This is a genomic window from Paenibacillus hebaui (genome assembly GCF_051934385.1).
In the GTDB taxonomy this organism is placed as follows: domain Bacteria; phylum Bacillota; class Bacilli; order Paenibacillales; family Paenibacillaceae; genus Paenibacillus.
In genome coordinates, this window is record NZ_CP196836.1 from 2,718,303 (window position 1) to 2,741,303 (window position 23,001).

The window sequence follows — 23,001 nt, forward strand, 5'->3', positions numbered from 1 at the left end:
CAAACACACCGTTACTCAGACGGATGGTTTGGGTTATTTATTTTGGTACAAGCTATATTGTAACGGATAGCGTTTGAGTCTGGTTGAACGGTTTAATGTATAGAAGGATAGTGTTCTGTCCAATACCATACAAGAGATAGAAGATAGGAAGGAGACGGAGCATGCGAGAGTATGATTGCATAATCGTAGGTGGAGGGCTTGCAGGACTTCAGGCAGCCATTCAACTTGGGCGTTACAGTTCCCATCGGGTATTGGTAGTAGATGCAGGAGAGGGCAGATCAACCCTGTGCGGAACCTATCATAATATTCTTGGTTTTCCCGACGGAATATCGGGTGAAGAGCTGCGATCCCGGGGCAGGATGCAGGCAGAGCGAACTGGAGTGTGCTTTGAGAAAGACCGCATCGTTGAAGCAGGACGTCAGGGAGAACAGATACAACTGATCGGTTCGTCCGGCTCTGAATATATGGCCAAAACCGTGTTGCTTGCGACTGGACTGTCGGATAGAATCCCGGAAATCAAGGGTTTAACCCCAACCTTGGGACGAACTGTATATGTGTGCCCTGATTGCGATGGATATGAGATTCAAGATCATCGGACTATATTGCTGGGATCAGGTGAAGCGGGTGCAAATATGGCTATGATTTTAATTCAACGTACAAGTGATCTGTTATACATCAATCATGAGCAGACGCCGATCTCTGCTGAACTTCATCGAAGCATGAAAGAAGCAGGGGTTCGTTATCTGGAGACTGCCGTACAGGAAGTGCAACTGATGGAAGATGGTCACATCACTGGTGTGTTGACGGAAGATGGACAGATCTTTGAGTCGGAACGCGGATTTATTGCTTTTGGAGGTAATCGTGTCCATTATGAGTTGGCGGAGCAGCTTGGAGCTGTCATTGCAGATAACAAACACGTCGAAGCCAATCCACGCAGCATGCAGGCCGCGCCTAATGTATGGATTGCAGGGGATCTGGGTCTGCATGCCGAACAGGCTACAGTCGCCATGGGCGAAGGTTCGATTGCTGCAATCTGGATTCACAAGGCGTTGCAGCAGATGAATAAGGACAACGAAGTGAATCCGTTATAAAGACATGTGATGAACAGTCTCAGTTCGCGTTATAAAAATAAAACAGCCTAAAAAGTCCGTCAACCTTTGGTGTTAGGGTTGGCGGACTTTTTAGGTCGAATTCACGTCGGAATGAGGCCCGGATTAGTTCTTGTTCTTCCCACGCGTATCGGTTTTCTTCGCTTTTTGAGGGTGAGTGATGTTATCGACGATATCTCCTACGGCTTCCTCAATCATATCGGTTGGGCCGGGATTGTTGAGGTCAGGATGCAGAACCATGTTGACACCGGGTTCAAGCTCTTTTTGTTTTCGCTCTTTTTTAGATTCGTTCATGGAAAAAACCTCCTTATTCGGGTATGTTTAAAGTACTCATTAACATACCCAACCACTGTAATGTATATGTATACGATTAACCGCTGGAGCCAAATTGAAACGTTGTATGTGAAAGGAGGGAGCGATTTGTTCAAAAAAACAAGCGTGCTCCTATTGCTTCTGGCCTTGTGTGCCTGGACGTATTGGAGAACCGATAGCGATGATCAAAATCCATATCTGATTACCGACTATAGTCGTCTTCACCCCGTTAAGGTTGAACGTATCGTACAAGGTCATGAAGAGCAACAGCTTGTTAAACTGTTACAGGATGCACGGAATAAAAAACTGACCGTGTCGATTGCTGGGCAACGACATAGTCAGGGAGGTCATACCTACTATAAGGATGGAATTGTCATCGATATGACTTCCTACAATCGGGTGCTTGAAGTGAATGCCGATGTCAAAAAGGTACGTGTACAAGCCGGAGCAACCTGGGCTGACGTGCAGCGTGCAATTAACCCATACGGACTGTCCGTCAAAAATATGCAGTCCCAGAATATCTTCACGGTAGGTGGGTCCATTAGTGTAAATGCTCATGGTCGAGAACTTCGTAACGGTTCCCTCATTCAAAGTGTGGAGTCCTTTCGTCTCCTGACAGCAGATGGGCAGATTCAGGAAGTAAGCCGTACCGACAATGCAGAGCTTTTTTTCCTTGTACTTGGAGGTTATGGGCTATTTGGTTTGATTCTGGACGTGACACTGACGTTAACGGATGATGAAGTCTACCTTCTTACGACCGAACGGACACAGGTCGGGGAGTACCCATCTTATTTTCAAAAGAATGTATTAGGAGATCCAACGATGCGAATGCATCTTGCCCGAATTTCAGTACAACCGGGTGAGGGATATTTTCGGGAGATGTACGTATTGAATTATGCCCTTGATCCACTGGCTCCTCTGGATGATTATAATCATCTTGCTGTACGAGAGCAGGGTGTGCTTCCAAGTAAACTGTTGTTCAATCTAAACCGTGAATTCGAATGGGGGCGTGCCTGGTTCTGGCCGCTTCAACAACGATACTTCGAGTCGCAGGATGGCAAAAGGGTGAGCCGTAACAATGCGATGGCTTCCCCGTCCGCGTTCATGGAGTATCATCAGCCGGGGGCTAATGATCTTTTGCAGGAATATTTTATTCCAGTGGATGCTTTTCCGGCATTTGTGGAGGAGATGGGAGAGATTGTATCTCGGGAGCAGTTGGACCTGCTCAACATCACAGTGAGGTATGTGAAACAGGATGAAGAAGCGGTGCTTTCGTATGCAACGCAGGATATGTTCGGTCTGGTTTGCTTGTTTCACGCTTCGCTGTCCGAGGAAGACCAGGTGAGATTCAAAGCCAGCCTGCAACAATTGATTGATACAGTCATTCGTTACAATGGAACTTATTATCTGCCTTATGAAGCTTACGCAACAGCAGAACAATTCGAACAGGCCTATGCGCGTAAAACAGCGTTTTTTGCAGCCAAAGAACACTTTGATCCGGAACATCGGTTTATGAACTATTTTATGGAGCAGTATGGAGGGGAGCAATAATGAATATCAAATGGCTTGTCCGTTCGCAAAGTATCGTGACCCTCGCATCAGGTATGATCTATCCCTATTACCTTCTGTTTCTCAAAAATCTGGGTAACAGTTTCTCCAAATATGGACTGGCCTTTGCTGTATTTACAATCAGTTCAGCCGTTGCTTCGCAATGGCTGGCACCCCGAATGGATAGCCATGCGAGACAGTGGCTTATCGTCAGCTCGATAGGAATGGCGGTAGCCATGGTTGCTTTTCCTTGGGTCATATCCTACATCTGGGTGCTGTTGCTTCAACTCATGATGGGGATATGTAATGCCATGCAGCGAATGAGTGAACGGGTCTTGCTTGCGGATTATACCGTTCCCGGGCAACGGGGGAAATCGGTGGGCAACTATCACTTCTGGACATCAGCTGCTTCCGGATTCGCCGTTATTGTAGGCGGTGTGCTGATCGATTGGCTGACGATTGATGTTTTATTTTATCTGAGTGCCTTGCTGTATGCATGGGGTGCTCTGGCTGTATGGCGTTCACGAAGCATGACGGACTTAGGAGAGCCGAATGAATAAAGGATAGAAATGGAACTGATTAATCTCCAGCCAGAAGTTTATATTATAAGTAGCTTGTTCATTACTGAGCATCTTGCAAATTCAAAGAACGATTACTCTCAAGGAGGTTTTTCAGATGAATGAAAACAATCATGTTATCCATAAAGATGGACAAGTTTCAACCGACAAGGTGGACAATGCAATCGAGAAGATTGCACCGGAAGAAAGAGAACAGATTTTACAGAACTTTGATGCATTCAAAGAATACCTGGGTAAGCGGATTGCCATGGGAGAATCGATTGGACTAAGCGAGGAGCAGATGGCCAAAATTGCGGAGAAAGTAGCCGATTATTTGGCTGCCAAAGAAGAACCGCGTAACCGTGAAGAGAAATTGCTTCAGGAACTGTGGAATGTCGGCAAGGAAGAAGAACGCCACATCTTGGCTCATATGCTTGTTCGTATGGCGCAGGCATCGACCGCAAATCATTAATATTGAAGAGCAACAGAGACCCTGGATGTGATGGCATTCAGGGTTTCTTTTTTTGGGCACAGTGGGGATTACGTTGAATGATGACGCTGATTGTAACTATTTTTCATCTGGCTGATACTTTTGAAGATTCTGATTCTAGTATGATAGAGAAAGTTAAGAGTTGATTGAATATTTCACATGAGCGTTTGAAGCGGAAATCTTCCGGTTAAGGTATTGTAACGTTCATATAAGGAGAGATGCTGCCTATGAAGAACGCGGCGAAACAATGGAAAATACGAATGCTGGGTGCAGCTGTTGCATTACTTGGCATGATTGTGATTGCTACATATGTGCTTACACCAGCGAACGCTGAGGAGAGCGCAGATTCTGTTCAGGCTTCTCCCAAAGAAGCACAGGTTGCTAACTCGGAGATGTTTACTGCCTATGTCAATGATTTACAGCAGGAGAACGGTAAAGTCTATTTGGTTGTAGACAAGATTGGCTGGTACCAAGGAACAGAGGCTGATAAAGTTTTTGAACAACGCAATCCGGATGCCGGAATAGATGGTGCTCCAGATGGTTATTATATTGTCAACGACAGCAGAGAACAGGAAAAGGTTGAAGTAAGTGCCAATGCTGAGGTGTTGATGCAGTTGTATGACCGTGATGGTACGATGCAGGGAGTAGACATTCAATGGAATGAACCTGTAACACTTGCCAAATTCGAATCATTGTATGAGAATACAAAAGTTCTCGATCTTGCCGTGTTCCCGTATCACATCACTGTGCAGGATGGAAAAGTTACGAAAATTGTGCAGCAATACATTCCATAAACAAGTTGAAATCCAACCTATAAGCATTCCTCCGGTTCCATTAAACGGTGAGGGATGCTTTTTTGCTTATGACAAATTCATGAAAGAGATTGTAATTCATGGTAGGTACATGTATCATTTATTAGAATGGCGTTTTTACATAGTTCAGGAGGCTCCTCATGCTTAAAGACATGATTGCATTAACGAAACCCGGACTTCTACGGCTGAATGTGTTTGCGGTGGCGGTAGGATTCTGGGTAGCTTCAAAATGGGATATCGCCTGGATATCCCTGCTGATGGTGTTGATTGGATCAACATTGGTCATCGCATCGGCTTGTGTTATGAATAACTACTGGGATCGTGAATTGGATCAGAAGATGGAGCGCACCAAGAAACGGATTGATTACATTAACCATCTTAAACCCAAGTTTGTACTCGGATATGGCATTGTTCTGGGTATCATCGGTTTGGCGTTATTGGTTCTCCTGGTTAACCCATTGTCGGCTTGGATGGCACTGCTCGGCTGGTTCGCTTATGTTGTGATCTATACCATGTGGCTGAAACGCAGCTCCACCTGGAGCACGTCGATTGGTGGAATTGCGGGAGCGATGCCGCCTGTAATCGGCTATTGCGCAGTAACGAATGAGGTTGATGCGGGTGCCTGGTTACTGTTCGCGTTGTTGTTTTTGTGGCAGCCTCCGCATTTCTGGTCACTGGGTATTCGCAGAGTGGAGGAATACCGTGCAGCGGGTTTCCCGTTGCTGCCTGTGGTCAAAGGTGTGAAACGTACCAAGGTTCAGATGGTTCCTTACGTATTTCTGCTGCTCCCTGTTGTATTTTTGCTGTATTACTTCAATTACGTCGGCCTTGTGTTCCTGATTGTATCCATCCTTGGAGGGCTGATCTGGTTCGTGCATACACTACGTGGACTGAACGCACCGGATGATGAAAAATGGGCAAAGGTTAATTTTCTGATCTCCGTCAATTATCTCATGCTTGTATTTATTGTCATGGTGGCGAACACAACATGGTCCTAAGCAGTTAGATTCAGCATGTAGCTGGATAAGAAGAGGCTCAGATAACTAACGAATCATGAAAAAAAAGCACGCTGTGGAATAACGATGGACAACCTCAGGTTGTTCCAACATATTCCTCGGGGTGTTTTTTTGCTATAATTAACAGATATTTTATAGATATGGAAAAGATTTTGGGTGAATGGGAAGTGACAGGATGAGTGTTTTGGAGCGGGCGATCTTCTTAAGGCAAGAGGGTAAAATCCAGGAGGCGATAGAGCTTTTGCAGGAAACGGCAGTAGAAGATCCGGAGAACGCACAGGTCTGGTATCAACTGGCATGGGCTCATGATTCACTTGGATTGGAACAGGAAGCGGTACCTCATTACGAGAGAGCCCTGAGTCTTGGACTTCCGGGTGAGGACAGGGCAGGAGCCATACTTGGACTTGGCAGCACGTATCGGACTTTGGGGCAGTATGCGCAGGCGAAAGCCTGGTTTGAAAAAGGCATGAGTGAATTCCCGGAGCACCGGGAATTTGAAGTTTTCTACGCGATGGTGCTTTATAATCTGGGGGAACATGCAGAGGCCATGCAGCGACTGCTTGTGCAACTGGCGGATACTTCGAGTGATAAGGGAATAACCGATTATAGCAGAGCGATCCGTTTCTACGCAGATCAATTGGATCGGGTGTGGAACTAGACCTAGAACCAGAACTAACCTATCCGAGCAATGGACTGCTGGCACTGGTTAGAACGATGGGGTAAGCCACTCCTGTATTGCTTCAATGAAACGACGTGTAGCTGGCGACAGATTGGCGAGGGAAGGGCAGGCTATACCAATGATACGATACGGATCTCCAGTGAGTGGAACGAGAGCGAGTTCATTCGTATGGTTTTGAAGAACCATTTCAGGTAGAAGGCTGATCCCGAGACCATTGCGAACCATCGCCATAATGGCCTGATCTTCGGCGACTTCATAGACGATATTCAGTTTGGCTGCATGCTGGCGAATGAGTCGTTCAATCTCATTATCTCCGCCCCATTTGGGCAGAATGAATGGTTGCTCCAGCAGTACATCAAAGGATACAGACGCCTCCGTGGCGAGAGCATGATCCAAAGGCAGGATGCACATCATCCTGTCTTTTTGCAGTGGAATGGTCTCAAAAGGCAGTGAATCGCCAAGGGACAGAAAGCCGAGATCGATGGCACCACCGGCTAGCCAGGCTTCAATTTCTGCATAATCGCCTTCCCATAGCTTGATCTCGATTCCGGGATGACGCAGGCGGAATTGCTTCAGGATGCCGGGCAGCCATTGTGTGGACACGCTGGCAAAAGTGCCAATACGCACGGTTCCAATCTCGGCGCCGCGAATCAGCGAGATCTCCTGGTTCATCAGTTCCGTCCATCGCAGGATCTCACGGGTGTATCCCAGAATGCGTTCCCCTTCAGCGGTAACCCGAACACCGGATCGGCCACGGTTCAGCAGGGAAAAGCCACACTCGGCCTCCAGACTGGCGATGGCATGGCTGACTGCTGACTGGGTAATATTCAGTGCCTCTGCTGCTTTGGTGAGGCTCCCATATTCCACAACAGCATTCAAAATTTCGTATTTCACCAAAGACATGAAAGTATCCGTTCCTTTCTATATAAAACATGAGTTCATTTCATATTAACTATTATAAATATTCATTTTTATAATGCAAAGAGATCGTTTATACTTGCCAAGGCGAGTGCGTGTGAACGGACTCGGGCAGATCAGAATACATAGAATGAGGGTAGAAGCGAGATGAATGGAGTACGTGCACAACATGGTCAGGCAACAAGAAGAGCAGATATGCAAATGCTGCTCGCAACGGTAATTTGGGGATCATCCTATCTGTTTATGAAATCAGGGCTGGAGTCCATGCAGGAGCTGAATTTGGTCGCTTTTCGTTTTGGCATCGCTTTTATTGCAGCAGCTATTCTATTTCATCGACGATTGTTTAGAATGGATCGCAGAACGCTTGTAGCAGGCACAATCATGGGAACGGCCCTGTTCGCTGCGTTTGTATTCATAACTTATGGTGTACAGCGTACAACAACGTCCCAGGCGGGATTCCTGATCAGTTTGGCTGTGATTTTTGTGCCAATTCTGACTACAATCCTGCATAGACGTATGCCTGACTTGCGTTTAACAGTAAGCATTCTCGTAGCCGTAGTTGGTCTCGGATTATTGACACTTCAGCATGAGCTGAGTTTACATACAGGGGATATCCTGTGCATTCTCGCAGCACTGATGTATGCCATCTACATTATGATTGCTGGTACATACACACCGAAACATGATCCTTTGACCTTGGGAACGGTCCAACTGGGGGTTGCGGCTATATGGGGCATTGCGGCTACATTTCTGCTGGAGACGCCACGTCTGCCAGATACGTCTGAATCCTGGGTAGCCATTCTGGGTCTGGGTGTATTATGCAGCGGAATTGGTTACCTATTGCAAACACTTGCTCAGCGGCATGCTTCACCCACAAGGACAAGTCTTATTTTCTCCTTGGAGCCTTTATTTGCCGCAGCTTTTGCATTCACCTTTCAGGGAGAATCGCTTACGTTGCAAGGGTATGCTGGAGCAGCGCTGATGCTGATGGGTGTTCTCATCACAGAGATCAAATTTCCACAGCCGGTCTTCTGGCGCAGAAAACGTACCGCATTACAGGGCGAATTGGGAGATCAAAGTGCATCCGGAGTTTAAAGCAGTGGAAAAGGAAGGGTCCTTTCGTCATCTTTGATAGAAGATGGTGGGGGACCCTTCTTTGTTATTTCATTGAAAACGGATCTAATCCGCTGAATAAACTAACAAAACAAACAATGACATAACAAGTTTTGTTGAATATCCATTTTTATGCTACACTGAATGAAAAATCAGGAAAAACAGGTGAGTAGGATGGGCAAAAGAGTAACCATGCAGCAAATCGCCGATGCTGCGGGAGTATCCAAATTCGCGGTCTCCCGTGCTTTGACGGGTAAACCTGGAGTTAGTGAACATACGCGGGAGATGATTATCAGAACGGCTGGGCAGCTTGGATATTTCAAAGCCGAATCCAAGCGTTACCCTGTCGAGATCCAGGTGGAACGGGAGATCAAGGAAGTACAGCAGGGTACCATCCTGATTTTGTTTCCCAACATCCGCTCTCAGAATCGTTCCTCCTTGTACTGGGGACCTGTATTCGACGGCATTTCTGCACGACTGAATGAGAAAGGCATGGATATTTTAACGTTGACGGAACCGTCCTCGGACCGCATGTTTTCGGTCCTTAATCTGGAAGCAATCAGCGGAATTATTACCGTGGGTTCAATCTCAACGTCAGTATTGCTGGAAATCTATCGATTGCGTATTCCGCTTGTGATGGTCGACCATGAGGACCCAGCTATCCATGGAGATACGGTGTTTACAGATAACATCAAATGCATGAAAGAACTGGTGCTAATGCTCGTTGGAAAGGGCTATAGACGATTGCAGTTTGCCGGCCCATTGCCTGACGCGGCAAGTTTCAGAGAGCGGTGGCTCGGGTATCACTCGGTGCTGGAAGAGATGCAGTTGCAAAGGATACAGAACGCAGATTTGCTGGGAATGGAGTATGAACAGATTCGGAGATCCATTGCTGAAATGAAGCTGGAGGACATACCTGAAGTTATCGTGTGTGCGAATGATCATACGGCTGTCATTGTGATTCAGGCACTCCGAAGCCGAGGCGTTCAGGTGCCTGAACGCTGTGCCGTAACGGGGTTCGACAATACCCGGACGGATGAGCCGATTCTTGCTTCGGTACATATTAACAAAGAGAATCTGGGCATAAGGGCAGTAGATCAGCTCTTGTGGCGGATCAAGCACCCTGAGGGGCCGTTTGAACGAAAGTTGATTTATTCGGAACTAATCATTAGAGAGGAGTACAATGCGATTTTGGAGTGAAATGAGCGAAGCGAACATTCATTATTTTCAATAATCGGCATGCCAGCTAAGGATAAGTTGGAGAGAAAGACATGGGGGAGGTAAGACTTCATGTCTTTTTTTGTTTGTGTATAAAGGTTTTTATGAATTAAATCAGAAATCAGATTGACTGGGGTAAGCATATCATGTTAATTTTGTTTTGTAAGTTATCTGTTTTTGTAATAACAAAACCTAACAATATGATTTTTCACACCACTTCAACGATATCGGAGGCTGTCATGAGTAAAATACAATCGCAGATTTTTCAGAATTGGACGTTCAAGGCTTGTGAGGATCAAGAGTGGATGCCGGCTCAGGTACCTGGCTGTGTGCATACGGATCTGCTGGAACTTGGCAAAATTCCAGACCCTTTCTATGGAACCAACGAGAAAGAGATTCAATGGGTGGACAAGAAAGCTTGGGAATATCGCACTGAATTTGACGTTAAGGATACACTTCTGTCTCAGGAACATCTGGAGCTGGTATTTGATGGTCTCGATACGTATGCAGATGTATATGTGAATGACCAGCATGTGTTATCGGCGGACAACATGTTTCGAGTGTGGACAGTGGACGTAAAATCTGTATTAAAAGGGAGCGGCAACGTTCTCCAAATACGTTTTCGGTCTCCGATTCAGGAAGATCTGCCGAAGCTGGAGAAGCTTGGATATGCACTACCTGCATCGAATGACCAATCCGAAGTTGGAGGTCTGGGTGATAAAAGAGTAAGTATTTTTGCGCGTAAAGCTCCTTATCACTATGGATGGGACTGGGGCCCGCGTTTTGTAACCAGTGGAATCTGGCGTGAAGCGCGTCTTGAAGGTTGGACACAGGTACGAATTAAGGATGTATTTATTCAACAAAATGATGTAACCGCTATCTCAGCCTCATTGACTGCGGTCGTGGAAGTCGAGACATCACAAGCGGTGGATACGGTCATTCGAATCGGCGCAGATGGTCAGAGATGGGAACAAACGGTATCGCTGAAGCCAGGATCTCAGATTGTGGAGATTCCCATCTCTATCAATGAACCCAAGCTATGGTGGAGCCGTGGACTTGGCGATCCGCATATGTATTCATTCCTAGCGGAAGTACTTCAAGGTGAACGAGCTGTGGCAGAGTCTATCGTCAAAACAGGGCTTCGTTCCATTCGTCTTGTACGTGACAAGGATAAAGCGGGAGCAACCTTTTACTTTGAATTAAACGGGGTTGCGGTGTTTGCCAAAGGGGCCAATCACATTCCGAATGACAGCTTCATAACCGAAATAACCCGTGAACGTTATCGGCATGAGATCGTCTCGGCTGCCGAGTCCAATATGAACATGCTGCGGGTGTGGGGTGGCGGGATCTATGAGCAAGACGTGTTCTACGAGCTGTGTGATGAATACGGAATACTGGTATGGCAGGACTTCATGTTTGCCTGCAGCATGTATCCGGGAGACGAAGCGTTCTTGAACAGTGTGAGACATGAAGCTATGGATAATGTGAAACGTCTGCGGAATCATCCGAGTATTGCGCTCTGGTGTGGTAACAACGAGATTGATTCGGCTTGGGCTCACTATGTTGAGAATGGTGGCTGGGGTTGGAAGAAGGATTACAACGCGGAACAAAGAGAACGGATCTGGGCGGATTACGAAGCCATTTTCCATGAGCTTCTCCCGGAAGTGGTTGAAGCCTATGCTCCGGGTGTGGATTACTGGCCTTCTTCACCACTCGTATCCCTGTCGGGCGATGAGAAGCAGCATGCTCATCCCTCCACGTCAGAAGGAGATATCCACTATTGGGGTGTGTGGCACAATGTAGAGCCATTTGAGAACTACAATGTTCACGTAGGTCGATTCATGAGTGAATACGGATTCCAGTCATTCCCGGAGTACAAGTCAGTACGCACTTACGCAGAAGAAGAGGATCTGGCTCTGGAATCAGAAGTCATGCTGGCTCATCAAAAGAATGGGGCAGGCAATCGTCTGATCAAACAGTACATGGATATGTACATGCATGAATCGAAGGACTTTCCATCGTTCCTGTATATGAGCCAAGTGCTTCAGGCGGAAGCGATGAAGACGGCCATTGAAGCACACCGTCGCCGCAAACCATTCTGCATGGGCACACTTTACTGGCAAATGAATGACTGCTGGCCGGTGGCTTCATGGGCAGGTATGGACTACCTTGGTCGCTGGAAAGCAATGCAATATTATGCGAAACGCAGCTTCGCCGATGTGTTGGTATCGGTAGATGGAACAAAAGAAGATACAACAGATATATATATAATCTCGGATCAATTACAACCTGTAAAAGGGCAGTTACAGATTCGTTTGCTCGGGTTCGATGGAACGGTGCATCGTGATGAAACACATGACGTGACCTTGGCACCTAATACAGGTGATCGCGTGCTGTCATTACGTAACGCGGAATGGCTTGAAGGTCATGATACAGCTAACACGCTGCTGCGCCTGGATCTGAAACAGGACGGTGCGGCGAATATCGTACAGGAACACTATTTTGTACCGTCCAAAGACCTTGCTCTGCAGCCTGCAAACATCGATGTAAGCGGGGGAGCGGATGAAAACGGCGTTCATCTGGTACTGGAAAGTGATGTGCTTGCTAAACAGGTATGGCTATCTTCGGATGTGGAGGGGGTCTTCTCGGATAACTTCTTCGACTTGATTCCTGGCATTCCGGTGAAGGTGCAGTTCACTTCCAGAGAGAGATTGCAGTCTAATGATGTGATATCAAATCCGGGACCGATCGAGGTTCGATCCATGATTGATTTTATTCGTTTGACCTAGAAGGCACGGTTGGAGTCTCTCGTAAGAGAGATTTCAACCGTTTTTTTATTGAAACCTGACCCAATTTATATATCGTAATGGTTTCGTAATACTTCGCTTAGAGAATCGTAAGCTGTCTTGCTTATTGTAATCAATGTAAGTAATAAACGAATGGAGAGTGATAAGAATGATGAAAACGAATAAGAGCAAAAAAGTGATGGTAGCAGCGGTATTGATGATGTCTATGGCCTTTTCTGGATTGGCAAGTGCTGCAGATATGAAAACGATTAAAAAGGATGGCATGGAACTTGTTCAATTGAGACAGGCGGCCAAAATGTACGATTACAGCATTATGTGGGACAGCAAGGACAGATCGGTAACTTTGATGTATATGGGCAAAATGGAAGACACGATGATGAAAGATGACATGATGATGGAAGACGACATGATGATGAAAGACGATAAGATGATGGAAGATGACATGATGATGAAAGACGACAAAATGATGAAAGATGACAAAATGATGGAAGACACGATGATGCCTGCGGGAAAAACGATTAAATTGTGGATTGGATCGAAAAAAATCATGGTAGACGGTATGCAAGTCAACTTGAAATCGATGCCTGTCATCCATGATGGGAATTCGTATGCGGCTGAGTCTGTAATTAAACAATACATGATGCCAGCCAAGACAATGAAGTGATTTAAGGCTAAGCATCGCCATCACCATATGATATGATTGGCTCGAATGTATTTTCTGGAATATGGGGTGGGTTCGTTTGAATGAATGTGTACTGGTTGCTGATGATGATACGAATATTACCGACGTTTGTCGCAGGTATCTGGAACGGGAAGGTTATCTTGTCGTGACGGCCAAGGACGGTCTGGAGGCTATAGAGCTGTGGCACAGCCAAACGCCAAGCTTGATTGTGCTCGACCTGATGATGCCACATAAGAATGGCTGGGAGGTCTGCAACGAGATTCGGCAAACCGAGGATGTGCCCATTGTAATGCTGACGGCCAGGGGTGAGGAACAGGATCGTCTGATGGGACTGACGATGGGGGCGGATGATTATCTGACCAAACCATTCAGTCCGAGAGAACTTGTTTTGCGTGTGAAGGCAATCCTGCGGAGAATGCGAGCTGCGCAGGCATCACCTGTTACAACATCTGAATATACGATCAATTATGAAGGGCTCACCATTGATTTTACAAAGCGTGAAGTGCACATCAGCGGGCAGGCAATCGAATTGACAGTTACGGAGTTTGAGATGTTGTATTTGCTGGCAAGTCACCCGGGTCAGGTGTTCTCCCGTAACCAGATGTTAAGCCAGATTTGGGATTTTAGCTATGAGGGAGATACAACGACGGTGACTGTACATGTTCGGAGATTACGAGAGAAGATCGAACAGAACCCTTCTGATCCGCAATATATTAAAACGGTTTGGGGTATAGGCTACAAGTTTGCGGGTGGCAGTTCATGAAACTTCGCACATACTTGGTGTTGTCCAGTCTCACAGGTATTGGCGTATTATTAATTTGTTTGTTCATCAGTTATTCCAAAATGCTGCTTACGATCGAACAATTGTATTGGTTATCGGCTATAACGGCAGGGGTAGGCTTACTTTCGTTTATTCTTCAATATATGCTGACTAAACCATTAGAGAAATCGATTGCGCGAATTACACAGCAGACGATACGAATTGCCGAAGGGGATTTCCATACGGAAGTCCCTCTCATCGGTACGCAGGAATTTAAGCTCCTGGCACAGCAATTTAATGAAATGAGTTCCAAGCTGAAGGAAAGCTTTGATCATCTGCATCACTCAGAAACCGCCAGACGAGAGTTGATCGCCAATGTTTCCCATGATTTACGGACTCCCTTGGCATCCATTCAGTCATTCGTCGAAGCGTTGGAGGATGATGTCATTAAGGATAAAGAAACCTTTCAACGTTACCTGAACACGATACGACTTGAGACGAAGCGTTTGGGAGGGCTTATTCAAGATTTGTTCGAATTATCCAGCCTGGAAGCGCAAGGGGAGGTATTTGAGCCTCAGCCTTGTCACGTCGATGAGTTGCTGCTCAGTACGTTGGAGAGTTTTTCGTTTCATCTCGCCGAGAAAACGCTGAACGTTGAAATCGATTTGCCTGATAAATTACCAGCCGCGGTCATGATGCCTGCACAAATGAAGCGGGTCCTTTCCAATTTGCTGCAAAATGCCATTCAATACTCTCCTGTTGAAGGAAAAATCATTTTGGCTGCCGAAGAGAAGGGGCCGTTTATACGAATTTCAGTTACGGATGAAGGGGAAGGCATTGAAGCGGAGGAAACTTCGCGAATATTTGAACGTTTTTATCGAATTGACAAATCACGCAGCAAGAGCAATGGGGGGGCCGGGCTTGGCCTTGCCATCGCTCAATCGATTGTGGAACTCCATGGTGGCGAGATCGGGGTTCAGAGTACAAAAGGAGAAGGAAGCTGTTTCTGGTTCACGCTTCCGATCTATGTCAGTCGCTAACCTTGGTTTGTCATGCGTAGTATTTATTTAGGTGGTGAATGACTTGACCAGTGATTTGGTATTCCTTTTCGGCGTTTTTGGTGCAGGATTGTTATCGTTTTTTGCGCCATGCATTCTGCCGCTGATCCCGGTATATGTGTCTTATCTGTCCGGAAGCATGGTCAACGGTACGAATCAGCAGCAGCCCGATACAAATTCGGTTCGGTTGCGGTCTGCACTTGTTTTGCGGACATTTTTATTTGTTCTTGGGCTGTCCCTGGTATTTGTTTTACTCGGTTTTGGTTCCGGCATCGTTGGCAATATGATCTCAAGTCCAGTGTTTATTGCCTTCTGCGGAGCAATCGTGGTGCTTTTCGGGATTTATCAAACCGGGTTGATCCGACTATCCTGGCTGGAACGTGAGAGAAAGCTGTCAAGCGACCATGCCAGACGGGGAGGGTATATCGGAGCGTTCCTGCTGGGTCTGACGTTTAGTTTCGGCTGGACTCCTTGTATCGGGCCCGTACTGGCGGCCATTCTTGGTATCGCCGCAGGTGAAGGCTCTCCACTGTATGGCGGGTTTCTCATGTTCCTGTATACCCTTGGGTTAGCGATTCCTTTCCTGATTCTGTCCGTTTTTTCGGAGTATGTTATGAAGCGGATACGTCGTTTATACAGGTACATGGGCGTCATCAAAATAACTTCCGGCGGTATTCTTATTGTAATGGGACTATTGCTAATGACAGATCGACTAAACAGCTTGGTTACCTGGTTTCAATAATCATTGGAGGAATTCGGTATGAAGATTGCACGGAAATGGATGGTATCTGTAATCGTATTAGCTGGAGTCCTGTCGATCTTGAGCGCATGTGGATCAAAGCAAACTGCGTCAACATCAACCCCAGCATCAACAACCGATATGAGTTCGTCAACAATGATGAACAAGGGAGAGACGGCTCCGGAATTTTCATTGCGTGATCTGAAAGGAAACACGGTTGGACTGTCCGATGTTCAAGGCAAGAAAGTGTATGTGAAATACTGGGCTTCCTGGTGTTCCATCTGTCTTGCGGGTTTGGAAGACCTGAACAATCTGGCTGGTCAAGACAATGATTTTCAAGTCATTACGATTGTTACGCCAGACTACAAAGGAGAGAAATCCTCCCAAGCGTTTACCGAATGGTTTGACCAACAGCCATATGATAACATAACTGTTCTTTTGGATGAGAAAGGTGTATGGGCCAAGGAATTTGGTGTAAGAGCGTATCCTAGTTCCTTTTATATTGGCTCAGATGGTATTTTAGCGAAATCGCAGCCAGGGCATGCATCCAATGAACAGATCATGGAATCATTACAAGAGATTTTGTGAGAAGGGAGGAAGTGTCATGAAGAGGATGCTGCTCGGCTTGTGCCTCCTTGTTATAGCAATGGTCGTGTCTGCTTGTGGAAACAGGGTTGAGAACCATTCAGCTTCATCTTCGATATCCACTCAACCTGTCAAGGTATCGAGTGTCTCCGAGGAAAACCTGCACAACCTGTACTTGGCAGGAGGCTGCTTCTGGGGTGTGGAGGCATATATGGCTCGTATTCCGGGGGTTCAGGATGTGACTTCCGGTTATGCCAACGGCGAAGGAGAGGATCCAACCTATGAGGATGTTATTCGCGGGGACCGGGGGTTTACGGAGACCGTTCATGTAAAATATGATCCACAGCAAGTATCTTTGCAGAAATTGCTTGAATCTTATTTTCGAGTTATTGATCCTACCAGCTTGAATAAGCAGGGCAATGATCGTGGCATTCAGTATCGGACTGGAATATATTATACGTTGCCTGAAGATGCCAAACTCATTCAGCAGGCTGTAGAGGTAGAGCAAGAAAAATATGACCAACCCATCGTAACAGAAGTAATGCCTCTGCAGAATTATTATTTGGCGGAGGAGTACCATCAGGATTATTTGGAAAAAAATCCGAACGGATACTGCCACATTGATATGACTGTCCTGAATGAACTGGAGATTGGGATTGATCCCGCTCAATATCCACGTCCAACAGATGAACAATTAAAGGAACGATTAACAGACGAACAGTATGCGGTCACGGTAAACAATGATACGGAGCATGCGTTCAGTAACGAATACTGGGATAATGAGGAGCCCGGTCTGTATGTTGATATTGCAACGGGAGAGCCGTTATTCACCAGTCGGGATAAGTACGATTCCGGTTGCGGGTGGCCGAGTTTTACAAAGCCGATTGTACCTGAGGTTGTTACCTATAAAAAGGATACGAGCTTTGGTATGGATCGCACGGAGGTACGAAGCCGGGCAGGAGACATCCACCTCGGGCATGTGTTCGATGATGGTCCCGAAGATCGCGGTGGCAAACGTTACTGTATTAACAGTGCATCTATCCGGTTTATTCCGCTAGACAAGATGGAGGAAGAAAGATACGGGTATTTATTGTCATTTGTCGAGTAGAGAAGGGCAGTAGCAGTAGAATATGGAATATCAAAATGATCGATGTAGATAATAACGTCCTTCATGTAACAGGCAAGTTTGTCTTGCAAAGGTGTGCATCTGACCAAAGATGTTCTTGCCAGACAGGTATGGATTTCCTCTGAAGCGGAAGGCATATTCTCGGACAACTTTTTCGATCTCATTCCTGGCATTCCGGTGAAAGTGCAGTTCAATTCCAGAGAAGGGCTGCAATCTGCCGATGCGGTTTCCAATACAAGACTCATTCAGGTTCGTTCCATGGCTGACTTTATCAAACTGTAATAAGGCCATGATTTTAGAACGGTTGAGATCTCTCTATGAGGGATTTCGACCGTTTTTTATTTTGCGGCATCCAACAAAAACGGAGGTAGGCTTCAAAGATGGTTCCATCATTGTTATAATTGATAATCATTATCAGTTATAGGTGGGTTTTTAGTCACAATGCCAAGGTATTGTGCGTGTTGATCGCTTAGGAAAGGGAGTCTATATGGGAATTCAGAATGATATCAAGCTATGGGATCAGGTTCAGGTACGTGTGCTTGATGTCCGTTTTATATCACTGGCAACAAACGAGCTATTCCGAAATTATGTATTACCGACGAGTGCATTTGTATATGTTCATGGCAGGGGGCAAGTTTGGCTGGATGAAGAGGTATGGTCTACAGGCCAATTCTTGCTGCTTCACGGGGGTAAAGGAAGGCGTCTGACATTTGAAGCGACCGGGGCTACTGAGGTATATCTAATTTTGTACAAATCAACGCTGCCAACTAACGTGCTACTGGAATACCGAATGATGCTGTTACAGCGTAACCCTTTCGAGCAATCCTGGGCGATCGAGCCAGACCATGCGCTTGAACTGCGTGAACTTGTTCGAAATATACATGAGTGCTGGGCAGGACAGGATCAAGTGGGCAAAATTCAGGTAAAAGGGTACTTCTTTCAATTGGTACAATATGTATTGCTTCAGCAAAATCAAGTGCAAAAAGAAGGTCAGCAACCTTCGCTAACGGATCAGGTTTTGCGTTTTATGACAGCTCATTTCCGGGAGCCGATCTCGCTTGATTCACTTGCCCAATCGTTGAATTATAGCCCACAATATCTGTCACGTAAATTCAAGGAGCAAACGGGATATACACCGACAGAATATGTGATTCGGTTACGGATGACAGAGGCAAGGAGCCTGCTTACGTCCACAGAAGCTTCATTACACGAGATTGCGGCGTATGTGGGCTACCCGGACCCGTTCTATTTCAATCGTATTTTCAAAAAAGAGACCGGAAGCACACCTGGACAATTTCGGTTGAAGCAGCGGGAGAACTCGAAAAAAGTTTCGAAAAGTGCATTAAATGTAACAAATGAATCCATTGTAACAGGAGGCATGGAACGTTATCCTTTAATTGATGATGATAATCATTATCAATATAATGGAGATGAGGAAATCAACATGTTTAACCATTTTAAATCAGCGATCATGTCGCTTGCACTTGTACTTACATTGAGTGCTTGTGGAACAGCCGAGCAGGGGGCAGTAACATCAGAGGCGGCAGAACCCGAACAGCCAGCAGTTGTGGAAACGAAAACCGTGAATACAACCTTTGGCGAGGTAGAGATTCCTGCACATCCGGAGCGAGTCGCTACCATTGATTATTTGGGAACTGTGATTGCTCTTGGTGTCAAACCTGTTGGGGGAGGACAATTTCTGATGAATAGTCCTTATCTGGAAGGTCACCTGGATGGGATTGAAACGATAGGGGATTCCGTTGAACAATTGATGGAGCTGGAACCTGATCTCATTATTACATTGAATCCAGACAAGGAGGCTTATGAGAAATACAGCAAGATTGCACCGACCGTTTCGATCGCATCCATTACTTTCCCAACATTGAAGGACGAGGTAAACTACTTCGGCGAAGTGCTTGGTAAAGAGGCTGAGGCGCAGAAGTGGGTTGCGGATTTTGATGAAGAGATTGCAAAAATCAAGCAGGAGGTGCAGAGCGTTGTTCCGGCTGATGCTACCTTCTCCGTTATGCAGGAATATGATCGTCAAGTCTTTATTTTTGGCAATCAGTCGGGCCGGGGAGGGCGTAATATCTACGAGTTGCTTGGTTTGCAAGCACCCAAGACCATTCCATCCGAGTTGATGCAGGGGGCATACCATGAATTCTCCATAGAACTACTCTCCAAATATGCCGGGGATTACATCGTTCTGACCAGCCAATCCCAGCTGAAAGACCTTCAAGCAGATCCGGTCTGGGGTTCATTGCCTGCGGTCAAAAGTGGAAGAGTATACATATGGACAGAAGAGCAGTCCTGGTTCCGTGATCCCATTGCCTTGTTGAAACAGACACAGAATCTGGCTGAATGGATCATTGAACTCAATACACCGTCTAAGTAAGGATCGGTGGTTTCCGCCAATAGTTAAAGGCCCGAGTGCATTTTAGATGCATAACGGGCCTTTGCTCTTTTTCACACCATTTATCTTAATCGTGATGCTTCTCGTTAATGAATCTCTAAGATTTCGATCGTATAGCCATCTATATAAGTTGAACTAAAGATATATTCACACGTACACTCCGATGACAGAATAACCTTCCAATCGCTGTTATCCCCAGATTTTTTTGATTCCCTTTTCTCAAGGGGAAAATCCGGTGATAAAGGCGAACGCTTCGCTTTTTCAGGTTTTTTCTGTCCTCTCCGTTTCTGTGTAAATGATTAGTTCAACTTATATAGTTCCAGATGAGGGCCTTTACTTTTTCCATCGAGTGCTGTAGGGTTTCTATTGCTTGATCGAGCCATGCCCACTCCAATTGTCCATCTGTGGGCTCCATTCGGCTCCAAGCGAACTCGCCCACACGGACGATCCGTACACCACTGTCTGCCATTAAACGAGCATCATGTTCCCATAGGGAAGGGTCCCAGTGTTCTGGATAATAATCGACGCCCATTTGCACGGGACGGTTTGTGTTCATATAGGTTGTTCTCCTTTATTTGAAAATTTAATCCATTGTATACTGGAACATTACCAGGGAAAATAATAACATCTTGCGATAAGTTATAATGATCTTGCTATTTCATTACCAATACATGCACAACACCAAAAACCGCGCTGCCCAGTTCTGCTGAGCAACACGGTTTTCTTATGTATGACTCAACAATAGAAGGGGAAGCAGAGCTTGTCCAATGAGGTTATTTGTTCTGTTCTTCGTTCTGAATGTCTTGCAGATCTTGCAATTGGAGTGTGAGGTCATTCTCGGGGTTCGCGCTCACAACGATTTCTGACTTCGATTGTTGCTCACCTGGTTGATTCGACTTGGCCGCAGGCTTGATCATGTAGAGGCTCTGCACGTAATTAAGCAGACTTGCCGGGGTATCCTCATATGTTTCGAGGAAAAGAACATAGTCTTTGGCAGGGATCAGCTTGAGGTTATCATCATTAATAATCTCGATGTTTCCCAGTTGTCCGCCAAGCTGTTTGACTTCAATCTGATCTCCTGCCGTGTAATCGCCTTTATAGGACTCGGCAACCTGAATCGTATGAATGGTATAGATTTTCTCAAAAGGAACCTCTTCTCCACCGGGATTCAATGGTTCATCCATAACGTTCCCGTCTCCGGTAACGGAGACTTGTGCTCTGTCGTCCAATGCTTCAACCCGGGTCTGGATTACACTGCCTTTAACGATGGTATTTGCTCTCTCGGAGAGATCGCCAATGCTTGAATAGTTTGGAAAGTCTTCGGAAGCAACTATAGTCATTGGCTCATCCTTGGTGGCAGCCGTATAAGTCGTTGCAGAAGAGCAACCTACAGCAGATAGAATGAAAATGGAAGAGGCAAGCATCGTCAATATTCGATTTTTTTTCATGGATTGAATCCTCCTTGGATTTAGGTTTTAAGATCGTGAATGACTAATTAGTACTTGGATTTAACATTGTTGATATCGAAGGTTTGTGGTTTGGTCATGGAATTACGGTTGCGGGTGTATGACATAATGGAAGGACTGCTCGTGGTCGGGTTGTCTCCGAGCCAGATCGAATGCCCGAGTTCATGAACGAATACGCTCTGAATAAAATTGGATAAGTTGGTTGCGTCAGCAGAAATCGTGGTCGCATTCAATTCAATACGGAAGCTTACGACTTGATTGCCAGATACGGAGGCGTAGTTGACACCATATGCAGTGTTATTAAAATTCCCGGTAGTAATCGTGTTGGGGGAGTTGCTCGTTTTGGTAAATTGGACTTTGGCGCCGGCATTGTTCCAATTGGTGAGAGATGCATCCATGGGAGCTTGCCACGCAGAGGCGTAATTGTAAGTACGAATCGGAATGGTGGAGCTTGGGTAGCCATAGGTCAGAAAGGTTGCCGCGTAGATGGTACTGCCGAACATCGCGAGGGCCGAAAACAACATGATGCTCATCAAAAACTTCCTTTTCATACTTAAAACCTCCAATAATTGTATTTTATCTCTATTATAGTAACAAGAAATAGAAACGTTGAAATGAGTCTTAAGTCTATGTTTTTCTTGTCTAAACTAATGAATTTTGCTTGATTAGACTACATTTGCGTCAAAATAAGTCGGTTGCTGTCCATGCAAGCATGCATAATTTCCCTGCAATAACAAACAATACATTCAACTTCACACAGGGAAAGGAAGTGTCCGAGCATGTGCAACCGTTTTTCATTGGCAGCCGATTTGGATGAGGTCAGGGATCATTTCAAGATTGAACGAGTGATGTATTATTACAAAAACCGATATAATATCAGCCCAACCCAGCATACACCGATCATATTGCATCAGGATGGTGAGCGGGTAATGGACGAGTTCCGGTGGGGATTCATTCCGTTCTGGGGACGTGATGCTGTCAACGCCAATCTCATGACGGTTCATGAGAATCCTTCCTATTACAAGTTGGTAGAGACCAAGCGCTGTGTTATTCCGTGCAATGGCTTGTATTACTGGCGTCAGGAAGGCAAGAAAAGTTATGCGGTACGCGTAGTTATGCCGGATCGCGGATTGTTTGGCATTGCGGGATTATACGAGGTATGGAAAGACACTCGCAAACAGCCGCTTCGTACCTGCACGATGCTCATGGCGGGGGCGAACATGGTGACACGTGAGTTTGGCAGCAAAATGCCGGCGATCTTGTCCGAAGAAGAGATCAACACCTGGCTTGATCCGGCCAATACACGGGTGACCCAGTTGCTTCCCCTTTTGAAATCGTACAACAGTACAGAAATGAAGCTCTATCCTGTCACTCCAATGGTAGCCAATGATGAGCATGACTGCTATGAATGTGTGGAAGAGATGGACCAGAAGCTGGCATACGTACGCAGTTTCTAAGCTGAGCAAGCCAGTCTAAAGAGGCGGAGAGTCAGAGGACGCTCCGTCTTTTTTGTCTTTTATAAAATCAAAAGTTGCAATGTGAGTGAAACGTAACTATAATCATTACAGTAAGCTAACGCATATATTCATATAT

Annotated in this window: 24 protein-coding genes; 19 read left to right on the forward strand and 5 right to left on the reverse strand. The window is 45.9% G+C overall.

The window, feature by feature from the left end; translation table 11 throughout:
* Nucleotides 1-161: 161 nt before the first annotated feature.
* A complete protein-coding gene (locus tag ACR32F_RS12580) occupies nt 162-1,091 on the forward strand; it encodes an NAD(P)/FAD-dependent oxidoreductase (protein ID WP_440119006.1) in 930 nt (309 codons plus the stop codon).
* A 123-nt stretch (nt 1,092-1,214) separates the two neighbouring features.
* On the opposite strand, the gene ACR32F_RS12585 is transcribed toward ACR32F_RS12580, so the two are convergent.
* Nucleotides 1,215-1,403, reverse strand: coding sequence for a hypothetical protein (locus ACR32F_RS12585; protein ID WP_440119007.1), 189 nt, complete (start codon nt 1,401-1,403; stop codon nt 1,215-1,217).
* A 126-nt stretch (nt 1,404-1,529) separates the two neighbouring features.
* Here ACR32F_RS12585 and ACR32F_RS12590 point away from each other — a divergent pair, with 126 nt between their 5' ends.
* The 6 genes from ACR32F_RS12590 to ACR32F_RS12615 all read left to right on the forward strand — a co-directional run bounded on the left by ACR32F_RS12590 (nt 1,530) and on the right by ACR32F_RS12615 (nt 6,502).
* Complete coding sequence (locus ACR32F_RS12590; protein WP_440119008.1) at nt 1,530-2,972, forward strand: FAD-binding oxidoreductase; 1,443 nt, start codon at nt 1,530-1,532, stop codon at nt 2,970-2,972.
* Nucleotides 2,972-3,529: an MFS transporter gene (locus ACR32F_RS12595; RefSeq protein ID WP_440119009.1), complete on the forward strand. Its 558-nt coding sequence runs from the start codon at nt 2,972-2,974 to the stop codon at nt 3,527-3,529. The genes ACR32F_RS12590 and ACR32F_RS12595 overlap by 1 nt, the downstream gene beginning before the upstream one ends.
* 115 nt (nt 3,530-3,644) lie before the next feature.
* Nucleotides 3,645-3,998: a DUF3243 domain-containing protein gene (locus tag ACR32F_RS12600; protein ID WP_440119010.1), complete on the forward strand. Its 354-nt coding sequence runs from the start codon at nt 3,645-3,647 to the stop codon at nt 3,996-3,998.
* A 245-nt stretch (nt 3,999-4,243) separates the two neighbouring features.
* A complete protein-coding gene (locus tag ACR32F_RS12605) occupies nt 4,244-4,810 on the forward strand; it encodes a hypothetical protein (RefSeq protein WP_440119011.1) in 567 nt (188 codons plus the stop codon).
* A gap of 158 nt (nt 4,811-4,968) precedes the next feature.
* Nucleotides 4,969-5,826: a heme o synthase gene (gene cyoE / locus ACR32F_RS12610; RefSeq protein ID WP_440119012.1), complete on the forward strand. Its 858-nt coding sequence runs from the start codon at nt 4,969-4,971 to the stop codon at nt 5,824-5,826.
* A 193-nt stretch (nt 5,827-6,019) separates the two neighbouring features.
* Nucleotides 6,020-6,502, forward strand: coding sequence for a tetratricopeptide repeat protein (locus ACR32F_RS12615; protein ID WP_440119013.1), 483 nt, complete (start codon nt 6,020-6,022; stop codon nt 6,500-6,502).
* Between the two features lie 48 nt (nt 6,503-6,550).
* Here the strand turns inward: ACR32F_RS12615 and ACR32F_RS12620 are convergent, their stop codons facing one another.
* Nucleotides 6,551-7,426 (reverse strand): LysR family transcriptional regulator, encoded by an 876-nt coding sequence (locus tag ACR32F_RS12620; protein WP_440119014.1) that lies wholly within the window; start codon nt 7,424-7,426, stop codon nt 6,551-6,553.
* Nucleotides 7,427-7,588: 162 nt separating this feature from the next.
* Between ACR32F_RS12620 and ACR32F_RS12625 the strand changes: the two genes are divergently transcribed.
* The 11 genes from ACR32F_RS12625 to ACR32F_RS12675 all read left to right on the forward strand — a co-directional run bounded on the left by ACR32F_RS12625 (nt 7,589) and on the right by ACR32F_RS12675 (nt 19,924).
* Nucleotides 7,589-8,536 carry a DMT family transporter gene (locus ACR32F_RS12625; protein WP_440119015.1) on the forward strand — a complete coding sequence of 316 codons (948 nt, stop codon included), beginning with the start codon at nt 7,589-7,591 and terminating at the stop codon, nt 8,534-8,536.
* Between the two features lie 192 nt (nt 8,537-8,728).
* Entirely contained in the window at nt 8,729-9,754 is a 1,026-nt protein-coding gene (locus ACR32F_RS12630; RefSeq protein ID WP_440119016.1) for a LacI family DNA-binding transcriptional regulator, read from the forward strand.
* A 257-nt stretch (nt 9,755-10,011) separates the two neighbouring features.
* Nucleotides 10,012-12,561: a beta-mannosidase gene (locus ACR32F_RS12635; RefSeq protein WP_440119017.1), complete on the forward strand. Its 2,550-nt coding sequence runs from the start codon at nt 10,012-10,014 to the stop codon at nt 12,559-12,561.
* Nucleotides 12,562-12,727: 166 nt separating this feature from the next.
* Nucleotides 12,728-13,243, forward strand: coding sequence for a hypothetical protein (locus ACR32F_RS12640; RefSeq protein WP_440119018.1), 516 nt, complete (start codon nt 12,728-12,730; stop codon nt 13,241-13,243).
* Nucleotides 13,244-13,319: 76 nt separating this feature from the next.
* Nucleotides 13,320-14,024, forward strand: coding sequence for a response regulator transcription factor (locus ACR32F_RS12645; RefSeq protein ID WP_440119019.1), 705 nt, complete (start codon nt 13,320-13,322; stop codon nt 14,022-14,024).
* A complete protein-coding gene (locus ACR32F_RS12650) occupies nt 14,021-15,061 on the forward strand; it encodes a HAMP domain-containing sensor histidine kinase (RefSeq protein ID WP_440119020.1) in 1,041 nt (346 codons plus the stop codon). Before ACR32F_RS12645 ends, ACR32F_RS12650 begins: the two co-directional genes overlap by 4 nt.
* 34 nt (nt 15,062-15,095) lie before the next feature.
* Nucleotides 15,096-15,821, forward strand: coding sequence for a cytochrome c biogenesis CcdA family protein (locus tag ACR32F_RS12655; protein WP_440119814.1), 726 nt, complete (start codon nt 15,096-15,098; stop codon nt 15,819-15,821).
* Nucleotides 15,822-15,839: 18 nt separating this feature from the next.
* Nucleotides 15,840-16,406, forward strand: coding sequence for a redoxin family protein (locus ACR32F_RS12660; protein WP_440119021.1), 567 nt, complete (start codon nt 15,840-15,842; stop codon nt 16,404-16,406).
* Between the two features lie 16 nt (nt 16,407-16,422).
* Nucleotides 16,423-17,511: a peptide-methionine (R)-S-oxide reductase MsrB gene (msrB, locus tag ACR32F_RS12665; protein WP_440119022.1), complete on the forward strand. Its 1,089-nt coding sequence runs from the start codon at nt 16,423-16,425 to the stop codon at nt 17,509-17,511.
* 78 nt (nt 17,512-17,589) lie between these two features.
* On the forward strand, nt 17,590-17,811 hold the full coding sequence (locus tag ACR32F_RS12670; RefSeq protein WP_440119023.1) for a glycoside hydrolase family 2 protein: 222 nt from the start codon (nt 17,590-17,592) through the stop codon (nt 17,809-17,811).
* A 205-nt stretch (nt 17,812-18,016) separates the two neighbouring features.
* Nucleotides 18,017-19,924: an ABC transporter substrate-binding protein gene (locus ACR32F_RS12675; protein WP_440119024.1), complete on the forward strand. Its 1,908-nt coding sequence runs from the start codon at nt 18,017-18,019 to the stop codon at nt 19,922-19,924.
* Between the two features lie 322 nt (nt 19,925-20,246).
* Here the strand turns inward: ACR32F_RS12675 and ACR32F_RS12680 are convergent, their stop codons facing one another.
* The 3 genes from ACR32F_RS12680 to ACR32F_RS12690 all read right to left on the reverse strand — a co-directional run bounded on the left by ACR32F_RS12680 (nt 20,247) and on the right by ACR32F_RS12690 (nt 21,959).
* On the reverse strand, nt 20,247-20,498 hold the full coding sequence (locus ACR32F_RS12680) for a beta-galactosidase (protein ID WP_440119025.1): 252 nt from the start codon (nt 20,496-20,498) through the stop codon (nt 20,247-20,249).
* A 217-nt stretch (nt 20,499-20,715) separates the two neighbouring features.
* Complete coding sequence (locus tag ACR32F_RS12685; protein ID WP_440119026.1) at nt 20,716-21,390, reverse strand: hypothetical protein; 675 nt, start codon at nt 21,388-21,390, stop codon at nt 20,716-20,718.
* 47 nt (nt 21,391-21,437) lie between these two features.
* Nucleotides 21,438-21,959: a hypothetical protein gene (locus ACR32F_RS12690; protein WP_440119027.1), complete on the reverse strand. Its 522-nt coding sequence runs from the start codon at nt 21,957-21,959 to the stop codon at nt 21,438-21,440.
* A 228-nt stretch (nt 21,960-22,187) separates the two neighbouring features.
* On the opposite strand from ACR32F_RS12690, the gene ACR32F_RS12695 reads away from it, so the two are divergent.
* Nucleotides 22,188-22,865: an SOS response-associated peptidase gene (locus tag ACR32F_RS12695; RefSeq protein WP_440119028.1), complete on the forward strand. Its 678-nt coding sequence runs from the start codon at nt 22,188-22,190 to the stop codon at nt 22,863-22,865.
* The last annotated feature ends 136 nt before the right edge of the window (nt 22,866-23,001 follow it).